Genomic DNA, 20,553 nt, shown 5'->3' with positions numbered 1-20,553 from the left:
CAACCCCCATATCCAGTACCACTAAAAGCATATTGCATTTAACGGAGCACGATTCATGATTCGCACCATTCGTTTCACCGGTCTACTACTACTAAACGCATCCTCTGTGCGCGGTAGACTGGCGGGCGAAATTCAGCGTTGAATCGTCACCAGTAAGACTAAAAACCCGCGCCACTGCGCGGGTTTTTTTATGCTCGTAGCAAGGCGCCCTAAGACTGACAAGGACCTAACCCATGAGCCAGCAAGTCATTATTTTTGATACCACTTTACGTGACGGTGAACAGGCATTACAGGCGAGCCTGAGTGTGAAAGAGAAGCTGCAAATTGCGCTGGCTCTCGAACGTATGGGTGTCGACGTGATGGAGGTGGGTTTCCCGGTCTCTTCTCCGGGTGATTTCGAATCGGTACAGACCATCGCCCGTACCATCAAAAACAGCCGCGTCTGTGGCCTGGCACGCTGCGTTGAGAAAGATATCGACGTTGCCGCCGAGTCACTGAAAGTGGCTGAAGCATTCCGTATTCATACTTTTATTGCCACCTCACCCATGCATATTGCCACCAAGTTGCGCAGCACCCTCGACGAGGTGATTGAGCGCGCGGTCTACATGGTCAAACGCGCGCGCAACTACACGGATGATGTTGAATTCTCATGTGAAGACGCAGGCCGCACGCCAATTGAGGATCTGGCACGCGTGGTGGAAGCCGCCATTAATGCCGGGGCCAAAACCATCAACATCCCGGACACCGTCGGCTACACCATGCCGTTTGAGTTCTCCAACATCATTACTGGCTTGTATGATCGTGTGCCAAACATTGATAAGGCAATTATCTCAGTTCATACCCACGACGATTTAGGCCTGGCCGTCGGCAACGCCATCGCCGCTGTTCACGCCGGTGCCCGTCAGGTAGAAGGTGCGATGAACGGTATCGGGGAACGCGCAGGCAACTGTTCCCTGGAAGAAGTGATCATGGCGATCAAAGTTCGCAAAGACATCATGAACGTGAATACCCGCATCAATCACAATGAAATCTGGCGTACCAGCCAGACCGTCAGCCAGATTTGCAACATGCCGATCCCCGCTAACAAGGCGATTGTCGGTACCGGCGCATTCGCGCACTCTTCCGGTATCCACCAGGATGGCGTACTGAAAAACCGCGAAAACTACGAAATCATGACCCCGGAATCGATCGGTCTGAACCAGGTTCAGTTGAATCTGACCTCCCGCTCCGGCCGTGCGGCAGTGAAACATCGTATGGAAGAGATGGGTTACAAGGACAGCGATTACAACATGGATCAGTTGTACGACGCGTTCCTGAAGCTGGCCGACAAAAAAGGTCAGGTGTTCGACTATGACCTGGAAGCACTGGCCTTCATTAATAAGCAGCAGGAAGAGCCAGAGCATTTCCGTCTGGATTACTTCAGCGTGCAGTCCGGCTCCAGCGATATCGCCACGGCATCCATCAAGCTGGCCTGCGGGGATGAGATAAAAGCGGAAGCGGCAAACGGCAATGGTCCTGTCGATGCTATCTACCAGGCGATTAACCGCGTCACCGAATACGACGTGGAGCTGGTCAAATATGACCTGACGGCCAAAGGCCATGGCAAAGATGCACTCGGTCAGGTGGATATCGTGGTCAATTATAACGGCCGTCGCTTCCACGGCGTGGGTCTGGCGACCGATATCGTCGAATCCTCTGCGAAAGCGATGGTGCATGTCCTGAACAATATCTGGCGCGCCGCTGAAGTCGAAAAAGAGTTGCAACGCAAAGCTCAGAATAAAGAGAACAACAAGGAAACCGTGTAATGTCGAAGAATTACCATATTGCTGTGTTGCCGGGTGACGGTATTGGCCCGGAAGTGATGGCACAGGCGCTGAAAGTACTGGAAGCCGTTCGTTCGCGTTTTGCGATGAAAATTACCACCAGCCACTACGACGTGGGCGGTATTGCTATCGATAATCACGGTACGCCGCTGCCAAAAGCAACGGTAGAGGGTTGCGAGAACGCCGATGCAGTCCTGTTTGGTTCCGTGGGTGGCCCGAAATGGGAACACCTGCCACCCGCAGAGCAGCCAGAGCGCGGCGCGTTGCTGCCGCTGCGTAAACATTTCAAGCTGTTCAGTAACCTGCGTCCGGCAAAGCTGTATCAGGGTCTGGAAGAGTTCTGCCCGCTGCGCGCGGATATCGCCGCTAACGGCTTCGACATTCTGTGCGTGCGTGAGCTGACCGGCGGGATCTATTTCGGTCAGCCAAAAGGCCGTGAAGGCAGCGGCCAGCATGAAAAAGCGTTCGACACCGAGGTCTATCACCGTTTCGAAATTGAACGTATCGCCCATATCGCTTTTGAGTCTGCACGCAAACGCCGCCATAAAGTGACCTCTATCGATAAAGCGAATGTGCTGCAGTCATCCATCTTATGGCGTGAGATCGTCAGCGAAGTTGCTAAGCATTATCCTGACGTTGAGCTGTCGCATATGTACATCGATAACGCGACAATGCAGCTGATTAAAGATCCGTCCCAGTTTGACGTGCTGCTGTGCTCCAACCTGTTCGGCGATATCCTCTCGGATGAGTGCGCGATGATCACCGGCTCTATGGGCATGCTGCCGTCAGCGAGCCTGAACGAAGAAGGCTTTGGTCTGTACGAGCCTGCTGGCGGCTCCGCGCCGGATATCGCAGGTAAAAACATTGCTAACCCGATTGCGCAGATCCTCTCCCTGGCTCTGCTGCTGCGCTACAGCCTGGATGCAGGCGATGCGGCAACCGCAATTGAGAACGCCATTAATCGCGCGTTAGAAGAAGGCGTCCGTACCGGTGATTTAGCACGCGGCACGGCGGCAGTCAGTACCGATGAAATGGGCGACATCATTGCCCGCTATGTCGCTGAAGGGGTGTAATCATGGCGAAGACGTTATATGAAAAATTGTTTGATGCACACGTTGTCTATGAGGCACCAAACGAAACCCCACTGCTCTATATCGACAGGCATCTGGTACATGAAGTGACCTCCCCACAGGCATTTGATGGTCTGCGTGCGCACAAACGCCCGGTACGTCAGCCGGGTAAAACCTTCGCGACAATGGATCACAACGTTTCCACCCAGACCAAAGATATCAATGCGTCGGGCGAAATGGCGCGTATCCAGATGCAGGAGTTGATCAAGAACTGTAACGAGTTTGGCGTCGAGCTCTACGATCTGAACCATCCGTATCAGGGTATCGTTCACGTGATGGGGCCTGAGCAGGGGATCACCCTGCCCGGCATGACCATCGTCTGCGGCGACTCCCATACCGCAACGCACGGCGCGTTTGGTGCACTGGCGTTCGGTATTGGCACCTCTGAAGTTGAGCATGTTCTGGCTACGCAGACCCTGAAACAGGGCCGAGCCAAAACCATGAAGATTGAAGTGAAAGGCAAAGCCGCGCCGGGGATCACCGCGAAAGACATCGTGCTGGCCATCATCGGTAAAACGGGCAGTGCCGGCGGCACCGGGCACGTTGTTGAGTTCTGCGGTGACGCTATTCAGGCGCTGAGCATGGAAGGTCGTATGACTCTGTGCAATATGGCCATCGAGATGGGGGCCAAAGCAGGCCTGGTGGCGCCGGATGAAACCACCTTCAACTATGTAAAAGGGCGTCTGCACGCGCCAAAAGATCAGGATTACGCTGACGCCGTCGCGTACTGGAAAACCCTGAAAACCGATGATGACGCGGTTTTTGATACCGTTGTTACCCTGCAGGCGGAGGAGATTGCCCCGCAGGTGACCTGGGGAACCAATCCGGGTCAGGTCATTTCCGTGAATGACACCATTCCCGATCCGGCCTCATTTACCGATCCGGTCGAACGCGCCAGTGCCGAAAAAGCGCTGGCGTATATGGGTCTCAAACCCGGTGTGCCGTTGACCGATGTGACCATCGACAAAGTCTTTATTGGCTCCTGCACCAACTCGCGTATCGAAGATTTACGCGCTGCGGCGGAAATCGCCAAAGGCCGTAAAGTAGCACCCGGCGTACAGGCGCTGGTTGTGCCAGGCTCTGGTCCGGTAAAAGCGCAGGCGGAAGCCGAAGGCCTGGATAAGATCTTTATCGAAGCAGGCTTCGAGTGGCGCTTGCCTGGCTGCTCCATGTGTCTGGCCATGAACAATGATCGCCTGAATCCGGGCGAACGTTGTGCCTCCACCAGTAACCGTAACTTTGAAGGTCGTCAGGGCCGCGGTGGACGCACCCACCTCGTCAGCCCGGCGATGGCCGCCGCTGCGGCAGTTACCGGCCATTTCGCCGATATTCGCAGCCTGAAATAAGGAGACAATCATGGCAGAGAAATTTACCCAACATACAGGCCGGGTTGTCCCTCTGGACGCCGCTAACGTCGATACTGATGCGATCATCCCGAAGCAATTTTTGCAGAAGGTCACTCGCACCGGATTTGGTGCTCATCTGTTTAACGACTGGCGTTTTCTGGATGATAAAGGTCAGGTACCTGACCCGGAATTTGTGCTGAATTTCCCGGAATATAAAGGCGCCTCCATTCTGCTGGCACGGGAAAACTTTGGCTGCGGCTCCTCACGTGAGCACGCACCATGGGCGCTGACCGATTACGGTTTTAAAGTGGTGATCGCCCCGAGCTTTGCGGATATCTTCTACGGCAACAGCTTCAACAACCAGCTGCTGCCAGTGACGCTGAGTGACGAGCAAGTGGATGAAATGTTCGCGCTGGTTAAGGCAAATCCGGGCATGTCGTTTGAAGTGGATCTGGAAGCGGAAGTGGTGAAAGCCGGAGATAAGACCTACAGCTTCAGCATCGATGCCTTCCGTCGCCACTGCATGCTGAACGGTCTGGACAGCATTGGCCTGACGCTTCAGCATGAAGACGCCATCTCCGCATACGAGAAAAAACAGCCTGCGTTTATGGGCTAAAGGCAATGGCCCGCACGATGCGGGCCATTGATAAGGGTGCGTTGAGGCTCAACCACTCTGGAGAGGCGGGGAACTTTCCCCGCCCATACCGCTAACGTTTTGCTTCGTAAGCCAACACTGCTGCCAGCTCTGTTTTCTCCTGTCTGAAATGCAGTTCACACAGTGAATCACGCACCATCCAGGTGAAGATCAACAGCGTTGTACAGATCAGAAACAAACCTAACAGCAGAGTACGTTTTGGCATTCCAGCCTCCTTATTGCTTTTCGGCAATGAAGAGACTAACCTCGCAATGTTGGTTGTGAAGTTTGTCTCCCCATCAGTTTTTTGATGTGGGACTCTCCACTGTTTGCCTCTTGCGAAAGCCTGAGGCAAACAGCCTCAAGCACCCGCCACGCACTCTATGTGTCTTCTTAAACTCTGTCAGAAAATCGTTTCATTTCGTGAAGGCGCCTTCCAGAATCAGACGTCTTTTACGCGCCAGGTCAGCATCAGCGTGACAATCGACGTTAGTGCAATCATCCAGTACACCGACCCATGTCCATAGCTTTGCGACAACGCCCCCTGAATCACCCCCGCCAGAATTACCCCCGTGGAGATACTGTTGGTGAAGAGTGTGGTCGCCGACCCCGCCCGCCCGGGCATTAAATCCTGGAACCAGAGCATCCCTATCCCGGCCACGATCCCAATAAACACAGCATTAAACAGCTGCAGGGCCAGCAACGCCTCTCGTGTATGGAAGAAAATCAGCCCCAGGTAGAAAAGCACCCCGGCCGCTACGGCTATCAGCATCATCCGGCGTTTCCCGAAATGTTTGACGTAGTATCCCGCCAGAATCATCGCCGGAATTTCCAGCCCGGCGGCCGTCCCCATTAAGATCCCCGCAAGCTTATCCGGCAGACCCAGATCGCTGCTGATCCATAGCGGCATATCAATGATATACATGGTGTTGCAGGTCCACATCAGCGTGGAGGCGATAAACAGCATACGGACGTTTTTATCCTGCCAGCCGCTCACCTGAGTAATGGGTTTATCCGCTGTCTGTTCGACACGCGCCACTGACGGCAGCACGAAGGCAATCAGTGCCAGGCTAATGGCAAAAATCCCCGCAGCGATGGAAAACATGGCGGTAAAACCGTAATTCAACGCCAGCATAAAGGCCAGCGGCGGACCAATGACCCATGCAAGAGAGAGCTGCGCACGCATCACCGAGCTAAACATCACCACTTCCCGCGCCGAGTTGTCGGCATATTCCCGGGCCAGCGCGAACAGCTGCGGCATGGCGGTGTTCGCCAGCGAGGCCAACAGCACGCCGCAGGTGATCAGCGTCAGGTAGTGACGATTAAAGGCAAACAGCAACGCGTTACCCACGGCCATGGCGCAACAAAAGAGGATCAACTTGCGGCGATCGCCCTGGCTGTCGGATCGTTTCGCCAGCCCCAGGCTCACCAGGATCCCGGCGATGGCGTTCACGGTATAAAACAGGCCGACCCAAAACGGCTGCGCCCCCACCTCCCGGCTGAGAAAAAGACTCAGCGTCGGTGCCTGCAGCGCCCCCGCCACGCCCATCATAAAGGCCACCAGCATAAAAGCGGCATACACGCCGTTCAGGCGTCGCCCCATCGTCATTAACCAGAGCATCTGCAAGTCCTTGTGAAAGCGAATCGAAATTGGGTGAAAGAATAAACGAAAAAAGCCAGCAAAAAACATTTTGCTGGCGGGTGATAAGCACCAATACTCAGTCACACATGATCGAGGCGAGTTAGCGAGAAGAGGTCGGTTTCGTAACGTCCCACTGCATCAGTTCTTCTAACATTTTCAGCCGTTGCTCAGCACACTGACGGGCCAGCCAGGACGTTCCTTTTGTCGCTGAAAAGTACTGCTGATAAAACTGACGTGCGGTAGACCTCTTCATAATGTACCTCCTCACTTCATCGGGAATCATTATTGGCTTAATATAGGGATTAATAAATTGCTGATTTTTTGTCAGGAGTTCCCCTTTTATGCCTTCTGGTCGTCTGCAACAACAATTCATCCGCCTCTGGCAGTGCTGCGAAGGGCAATCGCAGGAGACCACGCTTAACGAACTGGCTGAACTCCTTAACTGCTCCCGACGTCATATGCGCACGCTGCTTAACACCATGCAGCAACAGGGCTGGTTAAACTGGGAAGCCGAAGCGGGACGCGGCAAACGCTCACGTCTGACCTTTCTCTATACCGGGCTGGCCTTGCAGCAACAGCGAGCGGAAGATCTGCTGGAACAGGACAGAATCGATCAACTGGTGCAACTGGTAGGCGATAAAGCCGCAGTGCGTCAGATGCTGGTCTCCCATCTTGGGCGGAGTTTTCGTCAGGGCCGCCACATTCTGCGGGTGCTCTACTATCGCCCGATGAAGAATCTGCTCCCCGGCACGGCCTTGCGCCGCTCAGAAACCCATATGGCGCGACAAATATTCAGTGGCCTGACGCGAATAAATGAGGAAAACGGGGAACTGGAAGCTGATATCGCGCACCACTGGCAGCAACTCTCCCCACGTCACTGGCGCTTTTTCTTACGTCCCGGCATCCACTTTCACCACGGCCGCGAGCTGGAAATGCGCGATGTCATCGCCTCACTGGAACGTGCCCGCAAGCTTCCGCTTTATTCGCATATTTCGCGCGTTCACTCCCCCACCGCCTGGACGCTGGATATTGAACTGTCTCAGCCGGATAAATGGCTTCCCTGGCTGCTGGGGTATGTCCCATCAATGATTTTGCCGGGAGAGTGGGAATCGCTGCACAATTTTGCCAGCCAGCCCATTGGCACCGGGCCCTATGCCGTGTCGCGTAACACCAATAACCAGCTGAAAATTCGCGCGTTTGATGACTATTTTGGCTACCGGGCGCTGATCGACGAAGTGAACGTCTGGGTATTACCGGATCTCAATGAAGAGCTCAGCGCCGGGCTGACGCTTGAAGGCCCCACAACGGGCGAAAAGGCGGTGGAAAGCCGCCTTGAGGAGGGATGCTACTACCTGCTGTTTGACAGCCGCACCCACCGCGGGGCCAATCAGGCGGTACGCAAATGGATCAGCCACGTCTTATCTCCCTCTAATCTGATTTACCATGCGGAAGAACAGTATCAGACGTACTGGTTTCCGGCGTACGGGTTGCTTCCTCGCTGGCATCATGCCCGACCTGCCCACTGTGACAAACCGGCAGGGCTGGAGTCTGTCACCCTGACCTACTACCGCGAGCACGTGGAACACCGTTTTATCGCCAGGATCATGACCAGACTGCTGGCCGCAGAAGGCGTCCGGCTGGACATCAGGGAAGTGGACTATGACGAATGGCACCAGGGGGAACTGACCAGCGATATCTGGCTGAACAGCGCCAACTTCACCCTGCCGCTCGATTTCTCGCTCTTCTCACACCTGTATGAAGTCCCGCTGATCCAGCACTGTATCGATCGGGACTGGCAGCAGGATGCGGCGCAGTGGCGCGCGGGTGAGATGAACCTGGCCATCTGGTGTCAGGCGCTGCTGGCCGAACAGGCGATCGTGCCGCTGATCCACCACTGGCTGATGATCCAGGGCCAGCGCAGTATGCGGGGGTTACGGATGAATACGCTGGGCTGGTTTGATTTTAAATCCGCCTGGTTTGCGCCACCGGAGCCATAACACTTTCGTAATATTCGCCAAATCATTACAATACCGCCGTTCTCAACGGGGTGCTGCATCACTGATGTGCGCTGAGATAATACCCGTCGAACCTGATCCGGATAACGCCGGCGAAGGGATTTGAGGCTGTCGCTCAAAATCCTTTGCCACTCAACCTTGAGGTGCAAAGTGTTAAAAAAAGTGCTTCCCCTGCTGGCGCTGTTTGCGCTGCCTGCTTTCGCAAAACCCGTCCTGACGGTCTACACCTACGACTCCTTTTCTGCCGACTGGGGCCCAGGCCCGGTCGTCAAAAAAGCCTTTGAAGCCGACTGCAACTGCGAACTGAAATTCGTGGCGCTGGAAGATGGCGTCTCGCTGCTTAACCGTCTGCGTATGGAAGGTAAAAACAGCAAGGCCGACGTGGTACTCGGCCTGGATAACAACCTGTTGGATGCGGCCTCGCAAACGAAACTGTTCGCCAAAAGCGGCGTAGCGGCAGATGCGGTTAACGTGCCGGGCGGCTGGAAAAACGACACCTTTGTGCCGTTCGATTACGGTTATTTTGCGTTTGTTTACGACAAAAACAAGCTGAAGAACCCGCCGAAAAGCCTGAAGGAGCTGGTGGAAAGCGACCAGAAATGGCGCGTGATTTATGAAGATCCGCGCACCAGCACGCCGGGTCTGGGCCTGCTGCTGTGGATGCAGAAGGTATACGGTGATAAAACGCCGGAGGCGTGGCAGAAGCTGGCCGCCAAAACCGTGACCGTCACCAAAGGCTGGAGCGAAGCCTATGGCCTGTTCCTGAAAGGGGAGAGCGACCTGGTGCTGAGCTATACCACCTCCCCGGCTTATCACATTATCGCCGAGAAGAAAGACAACTACGCCGCCGCTGATTTCGCTGAAGGTCATTACCTGCAGGTGGAAGTGGCTGCCCGCACTGCCGCCAGCAAGCAGCCGGAACTGGCCGAGAAGTTCCTGAAATTCATGGTCTCCCCGGCGTTCCAGAATGCGATCCCAACGGGTAACTGGATGTATCCGGTGACCAACGTGACGCTACCTGCGGGCTTCGAGCAACTGACCAAACCACAAACCTCGCTGGAGTTTACGCCGCAGCAGGTCGCCGCGCAGCGAGCAGCATGGGTAAGTGAATGGCAACGCGCCGTCAGCCGCTAATTCCCGGCTGGTTATTTCCCGGACTGCTCGCCGCTGTAGTGATGGTGGCGGTCAGTCTGGGTGCTTTTCTGGCATTGTGGTTTAACGCGCCAGAGAGTGATCTGCTCTCCCTCTGGCACGACAGCTATCTCTGGCACGTCATCCGGTTCTCTTTCTGGCAGGCGTTTCTCTCTGCCCTGCTGTCGGTGATCCCGGCCATTTTTCTCGCGCGGGCGCTCTACCGCAGACGCTTCCCCGGCAGGGAGGCGATGTTGAGACTGTGCGCCATGACGCTGATCCTGCCCGTCCTGGTGGCGGTGTTTGGGATCCTGAGCGTGTATGGTCGTCAGGGCTGGCTGGCCGCCCTCTTTAACCTGCTTGGTCTGGAGTGGACCTTCTCCCCTTACGGACTCAAAGGTATTCTGCTGGCGCACATCTTTTTCAACATGCCCATGGCGACCAGGCTTTTTTTACAGGCGCTGGAGGCTATCCCCGGCGAGCAGCGTCAGCTTGCGGCACAGCTGGATATGCGCGGCTGGTCATTCTTCCGCTTTGTCGAATGGCCGTGGCTGCGCCGTCAAATCCCTCCGGTTGCGGCGCTGATCTTCATGCTCTGTTTTGCCAGTTTCGCCACCGTGCTTTCTCTTGGTGGTGGACCACAGGCGACCACCATCGAACTGGCGATTTACCAGGCGCTGAGTTACGACTACGACCCCGGCCGCGCTGCGCTTCTGGCTCTGGTGCAGATGCTGTGCTGTCTTGTGCTGGTCCTGCTGAGTCAGCGTCTGAGCAAAGCCATTCCACCGGGCAGTCATCAGATTACAGGCTGGCGCGATCCACAGGACAGCCTGCACAGCCGAATCGCGGATGTGATGTTGATCGTACTGGCCCTGCTGCTGCTTCTGCCGCCGCTGATGGCCGTTATCGTCGATGGCGTTAACCTTAACCTCGTCTCCGTGTTGCAACAGCCCGTCCTCTGGCAAGCGACCTGGACATCCTTGCGCATCGCACTGGCTGCCGGGCTATTGTGTGTCGTGCTGACCATGATGCTGCTGTGGAGCAGTCGCGAACTTTATGCGCGCCAGGCGCGCAAAGCCGGACAAGCGCTGGAGCTGACGGGGATGTTAATCCTCGCAATGCCGGGCATCGTCCTGGCAACCGGCTTCTTTTTATTGTTCAACAGTACGGTTGGTCTGCCGGAAAGCGCCGACGGAATCGTGATTTTTACCAACGCCCTGATGGCCATTCCCTATGCGCTGAAGGTGCTGGAAAACCCCATGCGCGACGTCAACAGCCGTTACGCTTTGCTGTGTCAGTCGCTTGGTATACAGGGCTGGCGCCGGTTAAAGGTGGTTGAACTGCGAGCGCTGAAACGCCCGCTTGCTCAGGCGCTGGCCTTCGCTTGTGTGCTCTCCATTGGTGACTTTGGTGTGGTGGCGCTCTTTGGCAATGAAGATTTCCGCACGCTGCCATACTGGTTGTATCAGCAGATCGGCTCCTACCGCAGTCAGGAGGGGGCCGTCACGGCGCTGTTGCTGCTGTTGCTGTGCTTTGCCTTATTTACCGTTATCGAAAAACTTCCGGGGCGCAATGTTAAAACTGACTGATGTCACCTGGCTCTACCAGCACCTGCCTATGCGTTTCAGCCTGTCGGTACGCCCGGGTGAGATGATTGCCGTGCTTGGTCCAAGCGGGGCAGGGAAAAGTACCTTACTCAATCTGATTGCCGGTTTTCTGCAACCGGCAAGCGGATCGATAATGATTGAAAACAACGACCATACCTACACCCCGCCCGCCAGGCGTCCGGTCTCGATGCTGTTCCAGGAAAATAATCTGTTCACCCATCTGACGGTGCGGCAAAACATCGCGCTAGGTATGGATCCGGGGCTGAAACTGAACGACGCACAGCGCCAGAAGCTGGAGCATATTGCCGGGCAGATGGGCATTACCACGTTTATTGACCGACTCCCCGGAGAGCTCTCTGGCGGACAACGTCAGCGCGTGGCGCTGGCTCGCTGTCTGGTTCGCGAGCAGCCGATACTGCTGCTGGATGAGCCCTTCTCTGCACTCGATCCCGCGCTGCGCCAGGAGATGCTCGCCCTGGTACAGGAGGTCTGCCAGCGTCAGCAGCTGACGATGCTGATGGTGTCACACAGTATTGAAGATGCCGCACGCATCGCCCCGCGATCGGTGGTGATCGCGGAAGGTCGGATCGTGTGGGAGGGTGAAACCGAAGAGTTGATGAGTGGTAAAGCAAGCGCGTCGCACCTGCTGGGGATCCTTAACGGCTGACCACCTTCAGCAGGATCTCACCGTACACCGGCATCAGCGGGTGGCGAATCAGCGCGATCAGCGCCACGATGGCAACGCCCAGCGTCAGCGGCGCCAGCCACAGCAAGCGCGAGCGAGGCAGATAGCGCGTCAGACGATCGACATTCGCTTTCGCGCTGCGCCATAGCCGCCAGCACAACCATGCAGCGAGCCATAACAGCAGCGCTGTTGCCAGCAATAACCATTTAAAGCCACCGCTCTGCACATCGTCAGGAATATCAATTGCCGCACCCGCCAGGATCCCCGGCAGGAAGTAGAACGGCGGCCAGAAGACGCAGCCGATAATGTTCGGCAAAATGAATTTTGCGACGGGCAGATCCAGCATCCCGGCGACCATCGGCACCAGCGGACGCGTTGGCCCGACAAAGCGTCCGACGAGGATCGTAAACATGCTGTGCTGATGCAGCGCATGCTCGGTTTTATCCAGCAGCGCTTTGTTCTTCTTCATGAAAGACCAGCGGTGCAGCGGCTTCTTGAAACGCCAGCCCAGCCAGAAGGAGATCCAGTCGCCCAGTAAGCAGCCAATCATACCGGCCAGCCATGCCTGCCAGAAATTGACCTCACCGCTGCCAATCAACGCGCCCAACGCCGCCATCATCACCGTACCAGGCAGGATCAGCCCAACCAGCGCCAGCGATTCCAGAAACGCCACCAGCGCAACGGCGATAAGCGAATACATAACGGACTGGGTAATAAAATGTTCCAGCAATGCCTGCATAACTATTCCGGTCAGAAAACGAATCAGGGATTCTGCTTAGCGCCCTGCACCGCGTCAAGACAACAATTGTCTGAATAGTTTACAGGTTGCTTCCACAGTTCACCTGCTTGTTTATCTTTTTTTACCGTTTATTCACAACCCGCCCGGAATTCACTGGGGCTGGCGCCAGTGCATTTTTTAAAAACGCGGGAAAAATAGAGCTGATCTTCAAAGCCCACATTGCGCCCGACGGTGGCAATGGGCATCCGGGTGGTGCTGAGCAGCAGTTTCGCCTGGCTGATGCGCTGATCTTCGCGCCAGCTCAGCACGCTGACACCCAACTGCTGCCGGAACAGATGCGATAGCCGCGACGGCGACAGGCAGACATGCTGGGCCACGCTGGCGATATCAAACTGGCTGTCGGCCAGGTGGTCGCTGATGTACTGGCAGGCATCACGCACACGGTTATCCAGCGGCGGATTAAGCGACGCGTTAATCGCCTCCATCCGGCGCAGTAACACCTGTTCAAGCAAATTAATTGCCAGTAGCTCAGCGTAGCGCCCACCGGCCTGTCCTGCCTCTATGATCTGGGCAAACAGCTCGCGGAACTGGGCCAGATGAGCGTCGTCCGGGCGGTAAAAACCGGTGTGCGCAAAAATGGCTGGCCACGAAAGCCACTCCTGCCAGTAGGCGCGGGGGCGGAAGTAGACCCACTGGTGATACCACTCTTTGGCATCCGGATGACGCCCGTAATGGTGGATCTCACCAGGCGGAAACAGCAGCATATCGCCGGGACGACAGACGAACTGCTGATCGTTGTTTTTGATTATCCCTTCCCCACGCACGGTCAGGTTCAGAATGTACCCTTTCATCCCAAGCGGACGGTCAACGTAAAAATCGAGATATCCCTCAGCCTCGATAGGGGTCAGCCCCGCCACCAGGTGGGCGTTAAACGAATAACCCGGCAGTAAGGGATCGTTTTGCGTTTCGGCCATAGATTCAGTTCTCCCAACGGTACTGAAGGAAACCAATTGTCCATATCGTTAAAAGCCGTATAAAAATGGCCTGCGACGAGATCCAAAAAGCATCACGTCTCTTTTACGTCCGCCATGTTTCAGCCTTTCCCCCTGATTTCTCCGCCAGAGTGGGCAGATAAGCAGTAACAAAAGTGTCTATAAGTGCGGCAGAAATGTCCACATTGAATATTTGCACGGCGTCACACTTTCCATCTCAACAGCAATTTAGTCCATAAGATTAGCGGATCCTGCCTGACGATTTTCGACCCCATTCTCTAATGTTCTCTCATACCTGTTTTCTGATGGAGCAACACCATGGCAATTGCGATTGGCCTCGATTTTGGCAGCGACTCGGTTCGCGCCCTGGCAGTGGACTGTACGTCCGGCCAGGAGATAGCAACCAGCGTTGAGTGGTACCCACGCTGGCAAGAGGGGCGCTACTGCGATGCGCCAAACAACCAGTTCCGTCACCATCCACGCGACTACATCGAGTCGATGGAAGCGGCAATCAAAACCGTGCTGGCAGAACTGACTGACGCCCAGCGTGCAGAGGTGGTTGGGATCGGCGTAGACAGCACCGGTTCTACCCCCGCGCCAGTGGATGCGGAAGGCCGGGTGCTCGCGCTACGTCCTGAGTTCGCCGACAACCCGAACGCCATGTTTGTGCTGTGGAAAGACCATACCGCCGTCGAAGAGGCCGAAGCCATCACCCGGTTGTGCCACCAGCCAGGTAAAACCGACTATTCGCGCTACATCGGCGGAATTTATTCCAGTGAATGGTTCTGGGCCAAGATCCTGCATGTCACCCGCGCTGACGCAGCGGTTGCACAGGCAGCCGCATCGTGGATTGAACTGTGTGACTGGGTTCCTGCCCTGCTCTCAGGTACCACCCGCCCGCAGGATATTCGCCGCGGCCGCTGCAGCGCCGGGCATAAATCCCTATGGCATGAAAGCTGGGGCGGTCTGCCACCGGCAGCCTTCTTCGATGAACTCGATCCGATTATCAACAAGAGCCTGAAGTACCCGCTCTTTACCGACACCTTTACCGCCGATATTCCGGTGGGCACGCTCTGTGAAGAGTGGGCAACACGCCTGGGCCTGCCGCAAAACGTGGCAATCTCCGGCGGTGCGTTTGACTGCCATATGGGCGCGGTGGGCGCTGGCGCCCAACCCAATACGCTGGTGAAAGTGATCGGCACCTCCACCTGCGACATCCTGACGGCGGATAAGGCCAGCGTCGGTGACCGCGCAGTGAAAGGTATCTGCGGACAGGTCGACGGCAGCGTGGTGCCGGACTTTATCGGTCTGGAAGCCGGGCAGTCTGCGTTTGGCGATATTTACGCCTGGTTTGGTCGGGTACTGGGCTGGCCGCTGGACCAGCTGGCGACCGCGCACCCGGAACTGAAAACCCAGATTGCCGAGAGTAAGAAACAGCTGCTGCCCCAGCTCACCGCCGCGTGGGCGAAAAATCCGTCTCTTGAACACCTGCCGGTGGTGCTCGACTGGTTCAACGGCCGCCGTACGCCATTTGCCAACCAGCGTCTTAAAGGCGTTATCACCGATCTCAATCTGGCGACCGATGCCCCGGCCCTGTTTGGCGGCCTGATTGCAGCCACCGCCTTTGGCGCGCGCGCGATTATGGAGTGCTTCACCGAACAGGGCATCGACGTCAATAACGTCATGGCGCTGGGCGGTATCGCCCGTAAAAACCCGGTGATCATGCAGGCCTGCTGCGACGTGCTGAACCGTCCGCTGCAGATTGTCGCGTCCGATCAATGCTGCGCGCTGGGTGCGGCTATTTTCGCCGCCGTTGCCGCGGGCGTACACGCCGATATCCCGACTGCACAGCAGCATATGGCAAGCGCGGTCGAAAACACCCTTCAGCCGCGTGCTCAACAGGCGCAACGCTTTGAACAGCTTTATCAGCGCTACCAGCAATGGGCAAAAAGCGCCGAACTTCACTATCTCCCTGTCGCCGCCCCGTCAAAACACACCGCGGACACGACGGCAACCCTGACCCATTAAGGACACGACGATGACCATTTTTGATAATTATGAAGTGTGGTTTGTGATTGGCAGCCAGCATTTGTACGGACCGCAAGCGTTGCAACAGGTGACGAAACATGCGGAACACGTCGTGAACGCGCTGAATGCTGAGGCCAAACTGCCATGCAAACTGGTGCTGAAGCCGCTGGGCACGACACCGGATGAGATCACCCATATCTGCCGTGACGCGAACTACGACGATAAATGCGCGGGTCTGGTGGTGTGGCTGCACACCTTCTCACCCGCCAAAATGTGGATCAACGGTCTGTCTATCCTCAACAAACCGCTGCTGCAATTCCATACCCAGTTCAACGCCTCCCTGCCATGGGACAGCATTGATATGGACTTTATGAACCTGAACCAGACCGCACACGGCGGCCGTGAGTTCGGCTTCATCGGCGCCCGTATGCGTCAGCAGCACGCCGTAGTGACCGGACACTGGCAGGATCAACATGCGCAGAAACGCATCGGCTCCTGGATGCGTCAGGCCGTTTCCAAACAGGATACCCGCCATCTGAAAGTGGTGCGATTTGGCGACAACATGCGTGAAGTGGCAGTCACCGACGGTGATAAAGTTGCCGCGCAGATCAAGTTTGGTTTTTCCGTGAACACCTGGGCCGTGGGTGACCTGGTGCAGGTCGTCAATGAGATCGGCGATGGCGACGTGAGCGCGCTGGTTGACGAATACGAAAGCAGCTACCGCCTCACCGCAGCGGCGCAGGTGAAGGGTGACAAACGCCAGAACGTGCTGGACGCGGCGCGCATTGAACTGGGGATGAAACGCTTCCTGGAACAGGGTGGCTTCCACGCCTTTACCACGACATTTGAAGATCTCCATGGTCTGAAACAACTGCCGGGTCTGGCAGTACAACGTCTGATGCAGCAGGGCTACGGCTTCGCGGGCGAAGGCGACTGGAAAACTGCCGCTCTGCTTCGCATCATGAAAGTGATGTCAACCGGTCTGCAGGGCGGCACCTCCTTTATGGAGGACTACACCTACCACTTCGAAAATGGCAACGACCTGGTACTCGGTTCACACATGCTGGAAGTGTGCCCATCCATTGCCGTCGAAGAGAAACCGATCCTCGACGTGCAGCACCTCGGCATTGGCGGTAAAGCGGATCCGGCACGTTTGATCTTCAACACCCGTACCGGTCCGGCCATCAACGCCAGCCTGATTGACCTGGGCGATCGTTTCCGCCTGCTGGTGAACTGTGTGGATGCGGTTGAAACGCCACACGCGCTGCCAAAACTGCCGGTCGCCAACGCCCTGTGGAAAGCGCAGCCCGATCTGCCAACCGCCTCCGAAGCCTGGATCGTCGCCGGTGGCGCGCACCATACCGTCTTCAGTCACGCGCTGGATCTCAACGATATGCGTCAGTTCGCTGAACTGCACGACATCGAACTGACCGTGATCGATAACGATACCCGCCTGCCCGCGTTTAAAGACGCGCTGCGCTGGAATGAAGTCTATTACGGTTCGAAACGTTAAGTACGACGTGCCCGGTGGCACTGCGTTTACCGGGCCTACGATTGTGTAGGCCGGATAAGCGAAGCGCCATCCGGCGGGAGACAACAATGCTAGAAGATCTCAAACGCCAGGTACTCGAAGCCAACCTGGCGCTGCCTAAACATAATCTGGTGACCCTGACCTGGGGCAACGTCAGCGCCGTTGACCGCGAAAAAGGGGTGTTCGTCATCAAGCCTTCCGGCGTGGATTATACGGTGATGACCGCTGACGATATGGTTGTGGTCAGCATTGCAACCGGTGAAGTGGTGGAAGGGAAGAAAAAACCCTCCTCCGATACCCCCACCCATCGCCTGCTGTATCAGGCATTTCCGACCATCGGCGGCATTGTGCATACCCACTCGCGTCATGCGACTATCTGGGCGCAGGCAGGCCAGTCCATCCCGGCTACCGGTACCACGCACGCAGACTACTTTTACGGCACCATCCCGTGCACCCGCCTGATGACCGATGCGGAAATCAACGGCGAGTACGAGTGGGAAACCGGCAATGTGATTGTCGAAACCTTTGAAAAACAGGGAATCGACGCAGCACAGATGCCCGGGGTGCTGGTGCATTCTCACGGCCCGTTTGCGTGGGGCAAAAATGCGGAAGATGCAGTGCATAACGCGATTGTGCTGGAAGAGGTAGCCTATATGGGCATCTTCTGTCGTCAACTGGCACCACAGTTGCCGGATATGCAACAGACACTGCTGGACAAACATTACCTGCGCAAGCACGGTGCAAAAGCCTATTACGGGCAATAAACTGTATATAAACCCAGCATAAAACCGCTAACCAGGCTATAATCAGGCCTGGTTTTGTTTTATGGGATAACGGCGTGACGCAGGCGCAAGAAGGTTTTTTACTGACCCGACACTGGCGGGATACGCCTCAGGGAACAGAGGTGGAGTTCTGGCTGGCGACGGACAACGGCCCGCTGCGCGTTACCCTGTCGCCACAGGAGTCCGTGGCATTTATTCCTGAAGCCCACGTCGACAAAGCAAAGCAGCTACTGCGCGGTGAAAACAACTGGCGCATCACGCCACTTGAGCTGAAAGATTTCCATCGCCAGCCGGTTTACGGTCTCTATTGTCGCGCCCATCGCCAACTGATGCGCTATGAAAAACTGCTGCGCGAGGCGGGCGTCACCCTGTACGAAGCCGATATTCGTCCCCCGGAACGTTTTCTGATGGAGCGGTTTATTACCGCCCCTGTCTGGGTTGATGGCACAGCGCACAACGGCGGGCTGATTAACGCCCGTCTGAAACCCAACCCGCACTACCGTCCGCCGTTGAAATGGGTCTCACTGGACATCGAAACCACCCGTCACGGTGAACTGTACTGTATTGGACTTGAAGGCTGCGGCGACCGGGTTGTCTATATGCTCGGGCCACCGAATGGTGATGCCTCCGCGCTGGACTTCCGACTGGAGTACGTCAACAGTCGACCACAGCTGCTGGAAAAACTGAACCAGTGGTTTGCCGATCGCGATCCCGATGTCCTGATCGGCTGGAACGTGGTGCAGTTCGACCTGCGGGTATTGCAAAAACACGCCGAGCGGTACCGCATCCCGCTCATGCTTGGGCGGGATCATAGCGAACTGGAATGGCGCGAGCACGGTTTCAAAAACGGCGTCTTCTTCGCACAGGCCAACGGTCGCCTGATTATCGACGGCATCGAGGCTCTGAAATCCGCATTCTGGAATTTTTCTTCCTTCTCGCTGGAGGCGGTGGCGCAGGAGCTGCTGGGGGAAGGGAAATCCATCGATAATCCGTGGGACCGAATGGATGAGATCGACCGCCGCTTCAACGAAGACAAACCGGCACTTGCCACCTATAACCTGAAAGATTGTGAGCTGGTTACGCAGATTTTCCACAAAACCGAGATCATGCCTTTTCTGCTGGAACGCGCCACAGTGAACGGTCTTGCCGCTGATCGGCACGGCGGTTCCGTGGCGGCATTCAGCCATCTGTATTTTCCCCGCATGCACCGGGCAGGCTACGTCGCACCGAACCTGGGGGACGTGCCGCCGCAGGCAAGCCCTGGCGGCTACGTGATGGATTCCCGGCCGGGACTGTATGACTCCGTGCTGGTACTGGACTACAAAAGCCTCTACCCCTCGATTATCCGCACCTTTTTGATTGATCCGGTGGGGCTGGTAGAGGGGATGGCGCGGCCGGACGATACGCACAGCACCGACGGGTTTCTGGGGGCGCGTTTCTCACGGGAGAAACACTGCCTGCCGGAGATCGTGGGACAGATCTGGCACGGGCGCGATGAGGCCAAGCGCCACGGCAACAAGCCGCTTTCTCAGGCGCTTAAAATTATCATGAATGCCTTTTACGGTGTGCTGGGCACCAGCGCCTGTCGCTTCTTCGACCCGCGTCTCGCCTCGTCTATCACCATGCGCGGGCATGAGATCATGCGCCAGACAAAGGCGCTGATCGAATCCCAGGGCTATGAAGTGATCTATGGCGATACCGACTCCACCTTCGTCTGGTTGAAGGGCGCGCACGCCGAAGAGGAAGCCGCGCGAATTGGCAAACAGCTGGTCGCCTTCGTGAACGACTGGTGGCAAGCGCATTTGCAAAAAGAGCGGTTAACCAGTGCATTAGAGCTGGAGTATGAAACCCATTTCAGCCGCTTTTTAATGCCCACTATCCGTGGAACCGATCAGGGCAGCAAGAAACGCTACGCCGGACTGATTCAGGAAGGTGAAAAGCAACGCATGGTGTTTAAAGGGCTGGAGACGGTACGCACAGACTGGACTCCGCTGGCGCAGCAGTTCCAGCAAACGCTCTATTTGCGGATCTTTCGTAATGAGCCTTATCAGGACTACGTCCGCGAGACGATAGCCAGCCTGATGGCCGGCGAGCTCGACAACCAGCTGGTGTATCGCAAACGCCTGCGCCGCCCGCTGGCTGAGTATCAGCGTAACGTTCCGCCGCACGTCCGCGCCGCGCGTCTGGCGGATGAAGAGAACGTCCGTCGGGGGCGCGCCCCGCAGTATCAGAACCGGGGCACCATTAAGTATGTCTGGACGACAAACGGGCCAGAGCCCGTGGATTATCAACACTCTGCGCTGGACTACGACCACTACCTGACGCGCCAGCTTCAGCCCGTCGCGGATGGAATTTTGCCGTTCATTGACGACGATTTTGCTACACTAGTGACAGGGCAGCTTGGCCTATTTTGACACGTGACGAAATCGCTGCCATCCAGTACCATAGCGCCCTTTCCACTCCCGGAC

Annotated in this window: 18 protein-coding genes and 1 riboswitch; of the genes, 13 read left to right on the top strand and 5 right to left on the bottom strand. The window is 56.4% G+C overall.

All coding sequences use genetic code 11. From position 1 onward, the window contains the following. Nucleotides 1-55: 55 nt before the first annotated feature. The 5 genes from leuL to leuD all read left to right on the top strand — a co-directional run bounded on the left by leuL (nucleotide 56) and on the right by leuD (nucleotide 4,915). The gene (leuL, locus tag AX755_RS26045; protein ID WP_071830037.1) at nucleotides 56-142 is read left to right on the top strand and encodes a leu operon leader peptide; all 87 of its coding nucleotides are present in this window, start codon (nucleotides 56-58) and stop codon (nucleotides 140-142) included. A 91-nt stretch (nucleotides 143-233) separates the two neighbouring features. Next, nucleotides 234-1,805 carry a 2-isopropylmalate synthase gene (gene leuA / locus AX755_RS07195; RefSeq protein ID WP_038981198.1) on the top strand — a complete coding sequence of 524 codons (1,572 nt, stop codon included), beginning with the start codon at nucleotides 234-236 and terminating at the stop codon, nucleotides 1,803-1,805. After that, nucleotides 1,805-2,896, top strand: coding sequence for a 3-isopropylmalate dehydrogenase (gene leuB / locus AX755_RS07190; RefSeq protein WP_013095561.1), 1,092 nt, complete (start codon nucleotides 1,805-1,807; stop codon nucleotides 2,894-2,896). Before leuA ends, leuB begins: the two co-directional genes overlap by 1 nt. A 2-nt stretch (nucleotides 2,897-2,898) precedes the next feature. Beyond that, nucleotides 2,899-4,299 (top strand): 3-isopropylmalate dehydratase large subunit, encoded by a 1,401-nt coding sequence (gene leuC / locus AX755_RS07185; protein ID WP_045292743.1) that lies wholly within the window; start codon nucleotides 2,899-2,901, stop codon nucleotides 4,297-4,299. A gap of 10 nt (nucleotides 4,300-4,309) precedes the next feature. Continuing rightward, the gene (gene leuD, locus AX755_RS07180) at nucleotides 4,310-4,915 is read left to right on the top strand and encodes a 3-isopropylmalate dehydratase small subunit (protein ID WP_023620018.1); all 606 of its coding nucleotides are present in this window, start codon (nucleotides 4,310-4,312) and stop codon (nucleotides 4,913-4,915) included. Between the two features lie 91 nt (nucleotides 4,916-5,006). Here leuD and AX755_RS07175 read toward each other — a convergent pair whose 3' ends face one another. From AX755_RS07175 to sgrT, 3 genes are all read right to left on the bottom strand, one after another. After that, on the bottom strand, nucleotides 5,007-5,159 hold the full coding sequence (locus AX755_RS07175) for a Hok/Gef family protein (RefSeq protein WP_010427008.1): 153 nt from the start codon (nucleotides 5,157-5,159) through the stop codon (nucleotides 5,007-5,009). A 216-nt stretch (nucleotides 5,160-5,375) separates the two neighbouring features. After that, nucleotides 5,376-6,554: a sugar efflux transporter gene (locus AX755_RS07170; protein ID WP_058681530.1), complete on the bottom strand. Its 1,179-nt coding sequence runs from the start codon at nucleotides 6,552-6,554 to the stop codon at nucleotides 5,376-5,378. A 121-nt stretch (nucleotides 6,555-6,675) separates the two neighbouring features. Next, nucleotides 6,676-6,828 carry a glucose uptake inhibitor SgrT gene (gene sgrT, locus AX755_RS07165; RefSeq protein ID WP_013095557.1) on the bottom strand — a complete coding sequence of 51 codons (153 nt, stop codon included), beginning with the start codon at nucleotides 6,826-6,828 and terminating at the stop codon, nucleotides 6,676-6,678. 88 nt (nucleotides 6,829-6,916) lie between these two features. Here sgrT and sgrR point away from each other — a divergent pair, with 88 nt between their 5' ends. The 4 genes from sgrR (at nucleotide 6,917) to thiQ (ending at nucleotide 11,995) form a co-directional block, all read left to right on the top strand. After that, a complete protein-coding gene (gene sgrR, locus AX755_RS07160) occupies nucleotides 6,917-8,572 on the top strand; it encodes an HTH-type transcriptional regulator SgrR (RefSeq protein ID WP_062856533.1) in 1,656 nt (551 codons plus the stop codon). Between the two features lie 36 nt (nucleotides 8,573-8,608). After that, nucleotides 8,609-8,709: riboswitch (TPP riboswitch) on the top strand. 31 nt (nucleotides 8,710-8,740) lie between these two features. Next, nucleotides 8,741-9,724, top strand: coding sequence for a thiamine ABC transporter substrate binding subunit (thiB, locus tag AX755_RS07155; RefSeq protein WP_013095555.1), 984 nt, complete (start codon nucleotides 8,741-8,743; stop codon nucleotides 9,722-9,724). Beyond that, complete coding sequence (thiP, locus tag AX755_RS07150; RefSeq protein ID WP_062856532.1) at nucleotides 9,700-11,310, top strand: thiamine/thiamine pyrophosphate ABC transporter permease ThiP; 1,611 nt, start codon at nucleotides 9,700-9,702, stop codon at nucleotides 11,308-11,310. The genes thiB and thiP overlap by 25 nt, the downstream gene beginning before the upstream one ends. Then, a complete protein-coding gene (gene thiQ, locus AX755_RS07145; RefSeq protein WP_040022060.1) occupies nucleotides 11,294-11,995 on the top strand; it encodes a thiamine ABC transporter ATP-binding protein ThiQ in 702 nt (233 codons plus the stop codon). The genes thiP and thiQ overlap by 17 nt, the downstream gene beginning before the upstream one ends. Here thiQ and AX755_RS07140 read toward each other — a convergent pair. Together AX755_RS07140 and araC are read right to left on the bottom strand one after the other, a co-directional pair. Then, nucleotides 11,985-12,752 (bottom strand): DedA family protein, encoded by a 768-nt coding sequence (locus AX755_RS07140; protein ID WP_062856531.1) that lies wholly within the window; start codon nucleotides 12,750-12,752, stop codon nucleotides 11,985-11,987. The two genes, thiQ and AX755_RS07140, sit on opposite strands and share 11 nt — an antisense overlap. Before the next feature lie 128 nt (nucleotides 12,753-12,880). Continuing rightward, nucleotides 12,881-13,726 (bottom strand): arabinose operon transcriptional regulator AraC, encoded by an 846-nt coding sequence (araC, locus tag AX755_RS07135; RefSeq protein WP_013095551.1) that lies wholly within the window; start codon nucleotides 13,724-13,726, stop codon nucleotides 12,881-12,883. Between the two features lie 336 nt (nucleotides 13,727-14,062). On the opposite strand from araC, the gene araB reads away from it, so the two are divergent. The 4 genes from araB to polB all read left to right on the top strand — a co-directional run bounded on the left by araB (nucleotide 14,063) and on the right by polB (nucleotide 20,499). After that, nucleotides 14,063-15,772, top strand: a complete 1,710-nt coding sequence (araB, locus tag AX755_RS07130) for a ribulokinase (protein ID WP_023620027.1) — start codon at nucleotides 14,063-14,065, stop codon at nucleotides 15,770-15,772. A gap of 10 nt (nucleotides 15,773-15,782) precedes the next feature. Beyond that, nucleotides 15,783-17,285: an L-arabinose isomerase gene (araA, locus tag AX755_RS07125; protein ID WP_020688483.1), complete on the top strand. Its 1,503-nt coding sequence runs from the start codon at nucleotides 15,783-15,785 to the stop codon at nucleotides 17,283-17,285. 86 nt (nucleotides 17,286-17,371) lie between these two features. Next, on the top strand, nucleotides 17,372-18,067 hold the full coding sequence (gene araD / locus AX755_RS07120; RefSeq protein WP_013095548.1) for an L-ribulose-5-phosphate 4-epimerase: 696 nt from the start codon (nucleotides 17,372-17,374) through the stop codon (nucleotides 18,065-18,067). Nucleotides 18,068-18,141: 74 nt separating this feature from the next. Further along, nucleotides 18,142-20,499, top strand: a complete 2,358-nt coding sequence (polB, locus tag AX755_RS07115) for a DNA polymerase II (protein ID WP_062856530.1) — start codon at nucleotides 18,142-18,144, stop codon at nucleotides 20,497-20,499. Nucleotides 20,500-20,553: the final 54 nt, after the last annotated feature.

The organism is Enterobacter sp. SENG-6 (assembly GCF_001605945.1).
GTDB classification, from domain to species: domain Bacteria; phylum Pseudomonadota; class Gammaproteobacteria; order Enterobacterales; family Enterobacteriaceae; genus Enterobacter; species Enterobacter cloacae.
Note: the sequence above shows the minus strand (reverse complement) of the source record. Positions and strands in the feature narration are given on the sequence as shown.

What these genes read in the sequence shown, in the direction of transcription:
- AX755_RS07170 (WP_058681530.1), bottom strand. Translation starts at nt 6,554, where the DNA reads ATGCTCTGGTTAATGACGATGGGGCGACGCCTGAACGGCGTGTATGCC.
- sgrR (WP_062856533.1), top strand. Translation starts at nt 6,917, where the DNA reads ATGCCTTCTGGTCGTCTGCAACAACAATTCATCCGCCTCTGGCAGTGC.
- leuA (WP_038981198.1), top strand. Translation starts at nt 234, where the DNA reads ATGAGCCAGCAAGTCATTATTTTTGATACCACTTTACGTGACGGTGAA.
- leuL (WP_071830037.1), top strand. Translation starts at nt 56, where the DNA reads ATGATTCGCACCATTCGTTTCACCGGTCTACTACTACTAAACGCATCC.
- araC (WP_013095551.1), bottom strand. Translation starts at nt 13,726, where the DNA reads ATGGCCGAAACGCAAAACGATCCCTTACTGCCGGGTTATTCGTTTAAC.
- araD (WP_013095548.1), top strand. Translation starts at nt 17,372, where the DNA reads ATGCTAGAAGATCTCAAACGCCAGGTACTCGAAGCCAACCTGGCGCTG.
- araB (WP_023620027.1), top strand. Translation starts at nt 14,063, where the DNA reads ATGGCAATTGCGATTGGCCTCGATTTTGGCAGCGACTCGGTTCGCGCC.
- leuB (WP_013095561.1), top strand. Translation starts at nt 1,805, where the DNA reads ATGTCGAAGAATTACCATATTGCTGTGTTGCCGGGTGACGGTATTGGC.
- AX755_RS07175 (WP_010427008.1), bottom strand. Translation starts at nt 5,159, where the DNA reads ATGCCAAAACGTACTCTGCTGTTAGGTTTGTTTCTGATCTGTACAACG.
- leuC (WP_045292743.1), top strand. Translation starts at nt 2,899, where the DNA reads ATGGCGAAGACGTTATATGAAAAATTGTTTGATGCACACGTTGTCTAT.
- sgrT (WP_013095557.1), bottom strand. Translation starts at nt 6,828, where the DNA reads ATGAAGAGGTCTACCGCACGTCAGTTTTATCAGCAGTACTTTTCAGCG.
- leuD (WP_023620018.1), top strand. Translation starts at nt 4,310, where the DNA reads ATGGCAGAGAAATTTACCCAACATACAGGCCGGGTTGTCCCTCTGGAC.
- thiQ (WP_040022060.1), top strand. Translation starts at nt 11,294, where the DNA reads ATGTTAAAACTGACTGATGTCACCTGGCTCTACCAGCACCTGCCTATG.
- AX755_RS07140 (WP_062856531.1), bottom strand. Translation starts at nt 12,752, where the DNA reads ATGCAGGCATTGCTGGAACATTTTATTACCCAGTCCGTTATGTATTCG.
- thiP (WP_062856532.1), top strand. Translation starts at nt 9,700, where the DNA reads ATGGCAACGCGCCGTCAGCCGCTAATTCCCGGCTGGTTATTTCCCGGA.
- araA (WP_020688483.1), top strand. Translation starts at nt 15,783, where the DNA reads ATGACCATTTTTGATAATTATGAAGTGTGGTTTGTGATTGGCAGCCAG.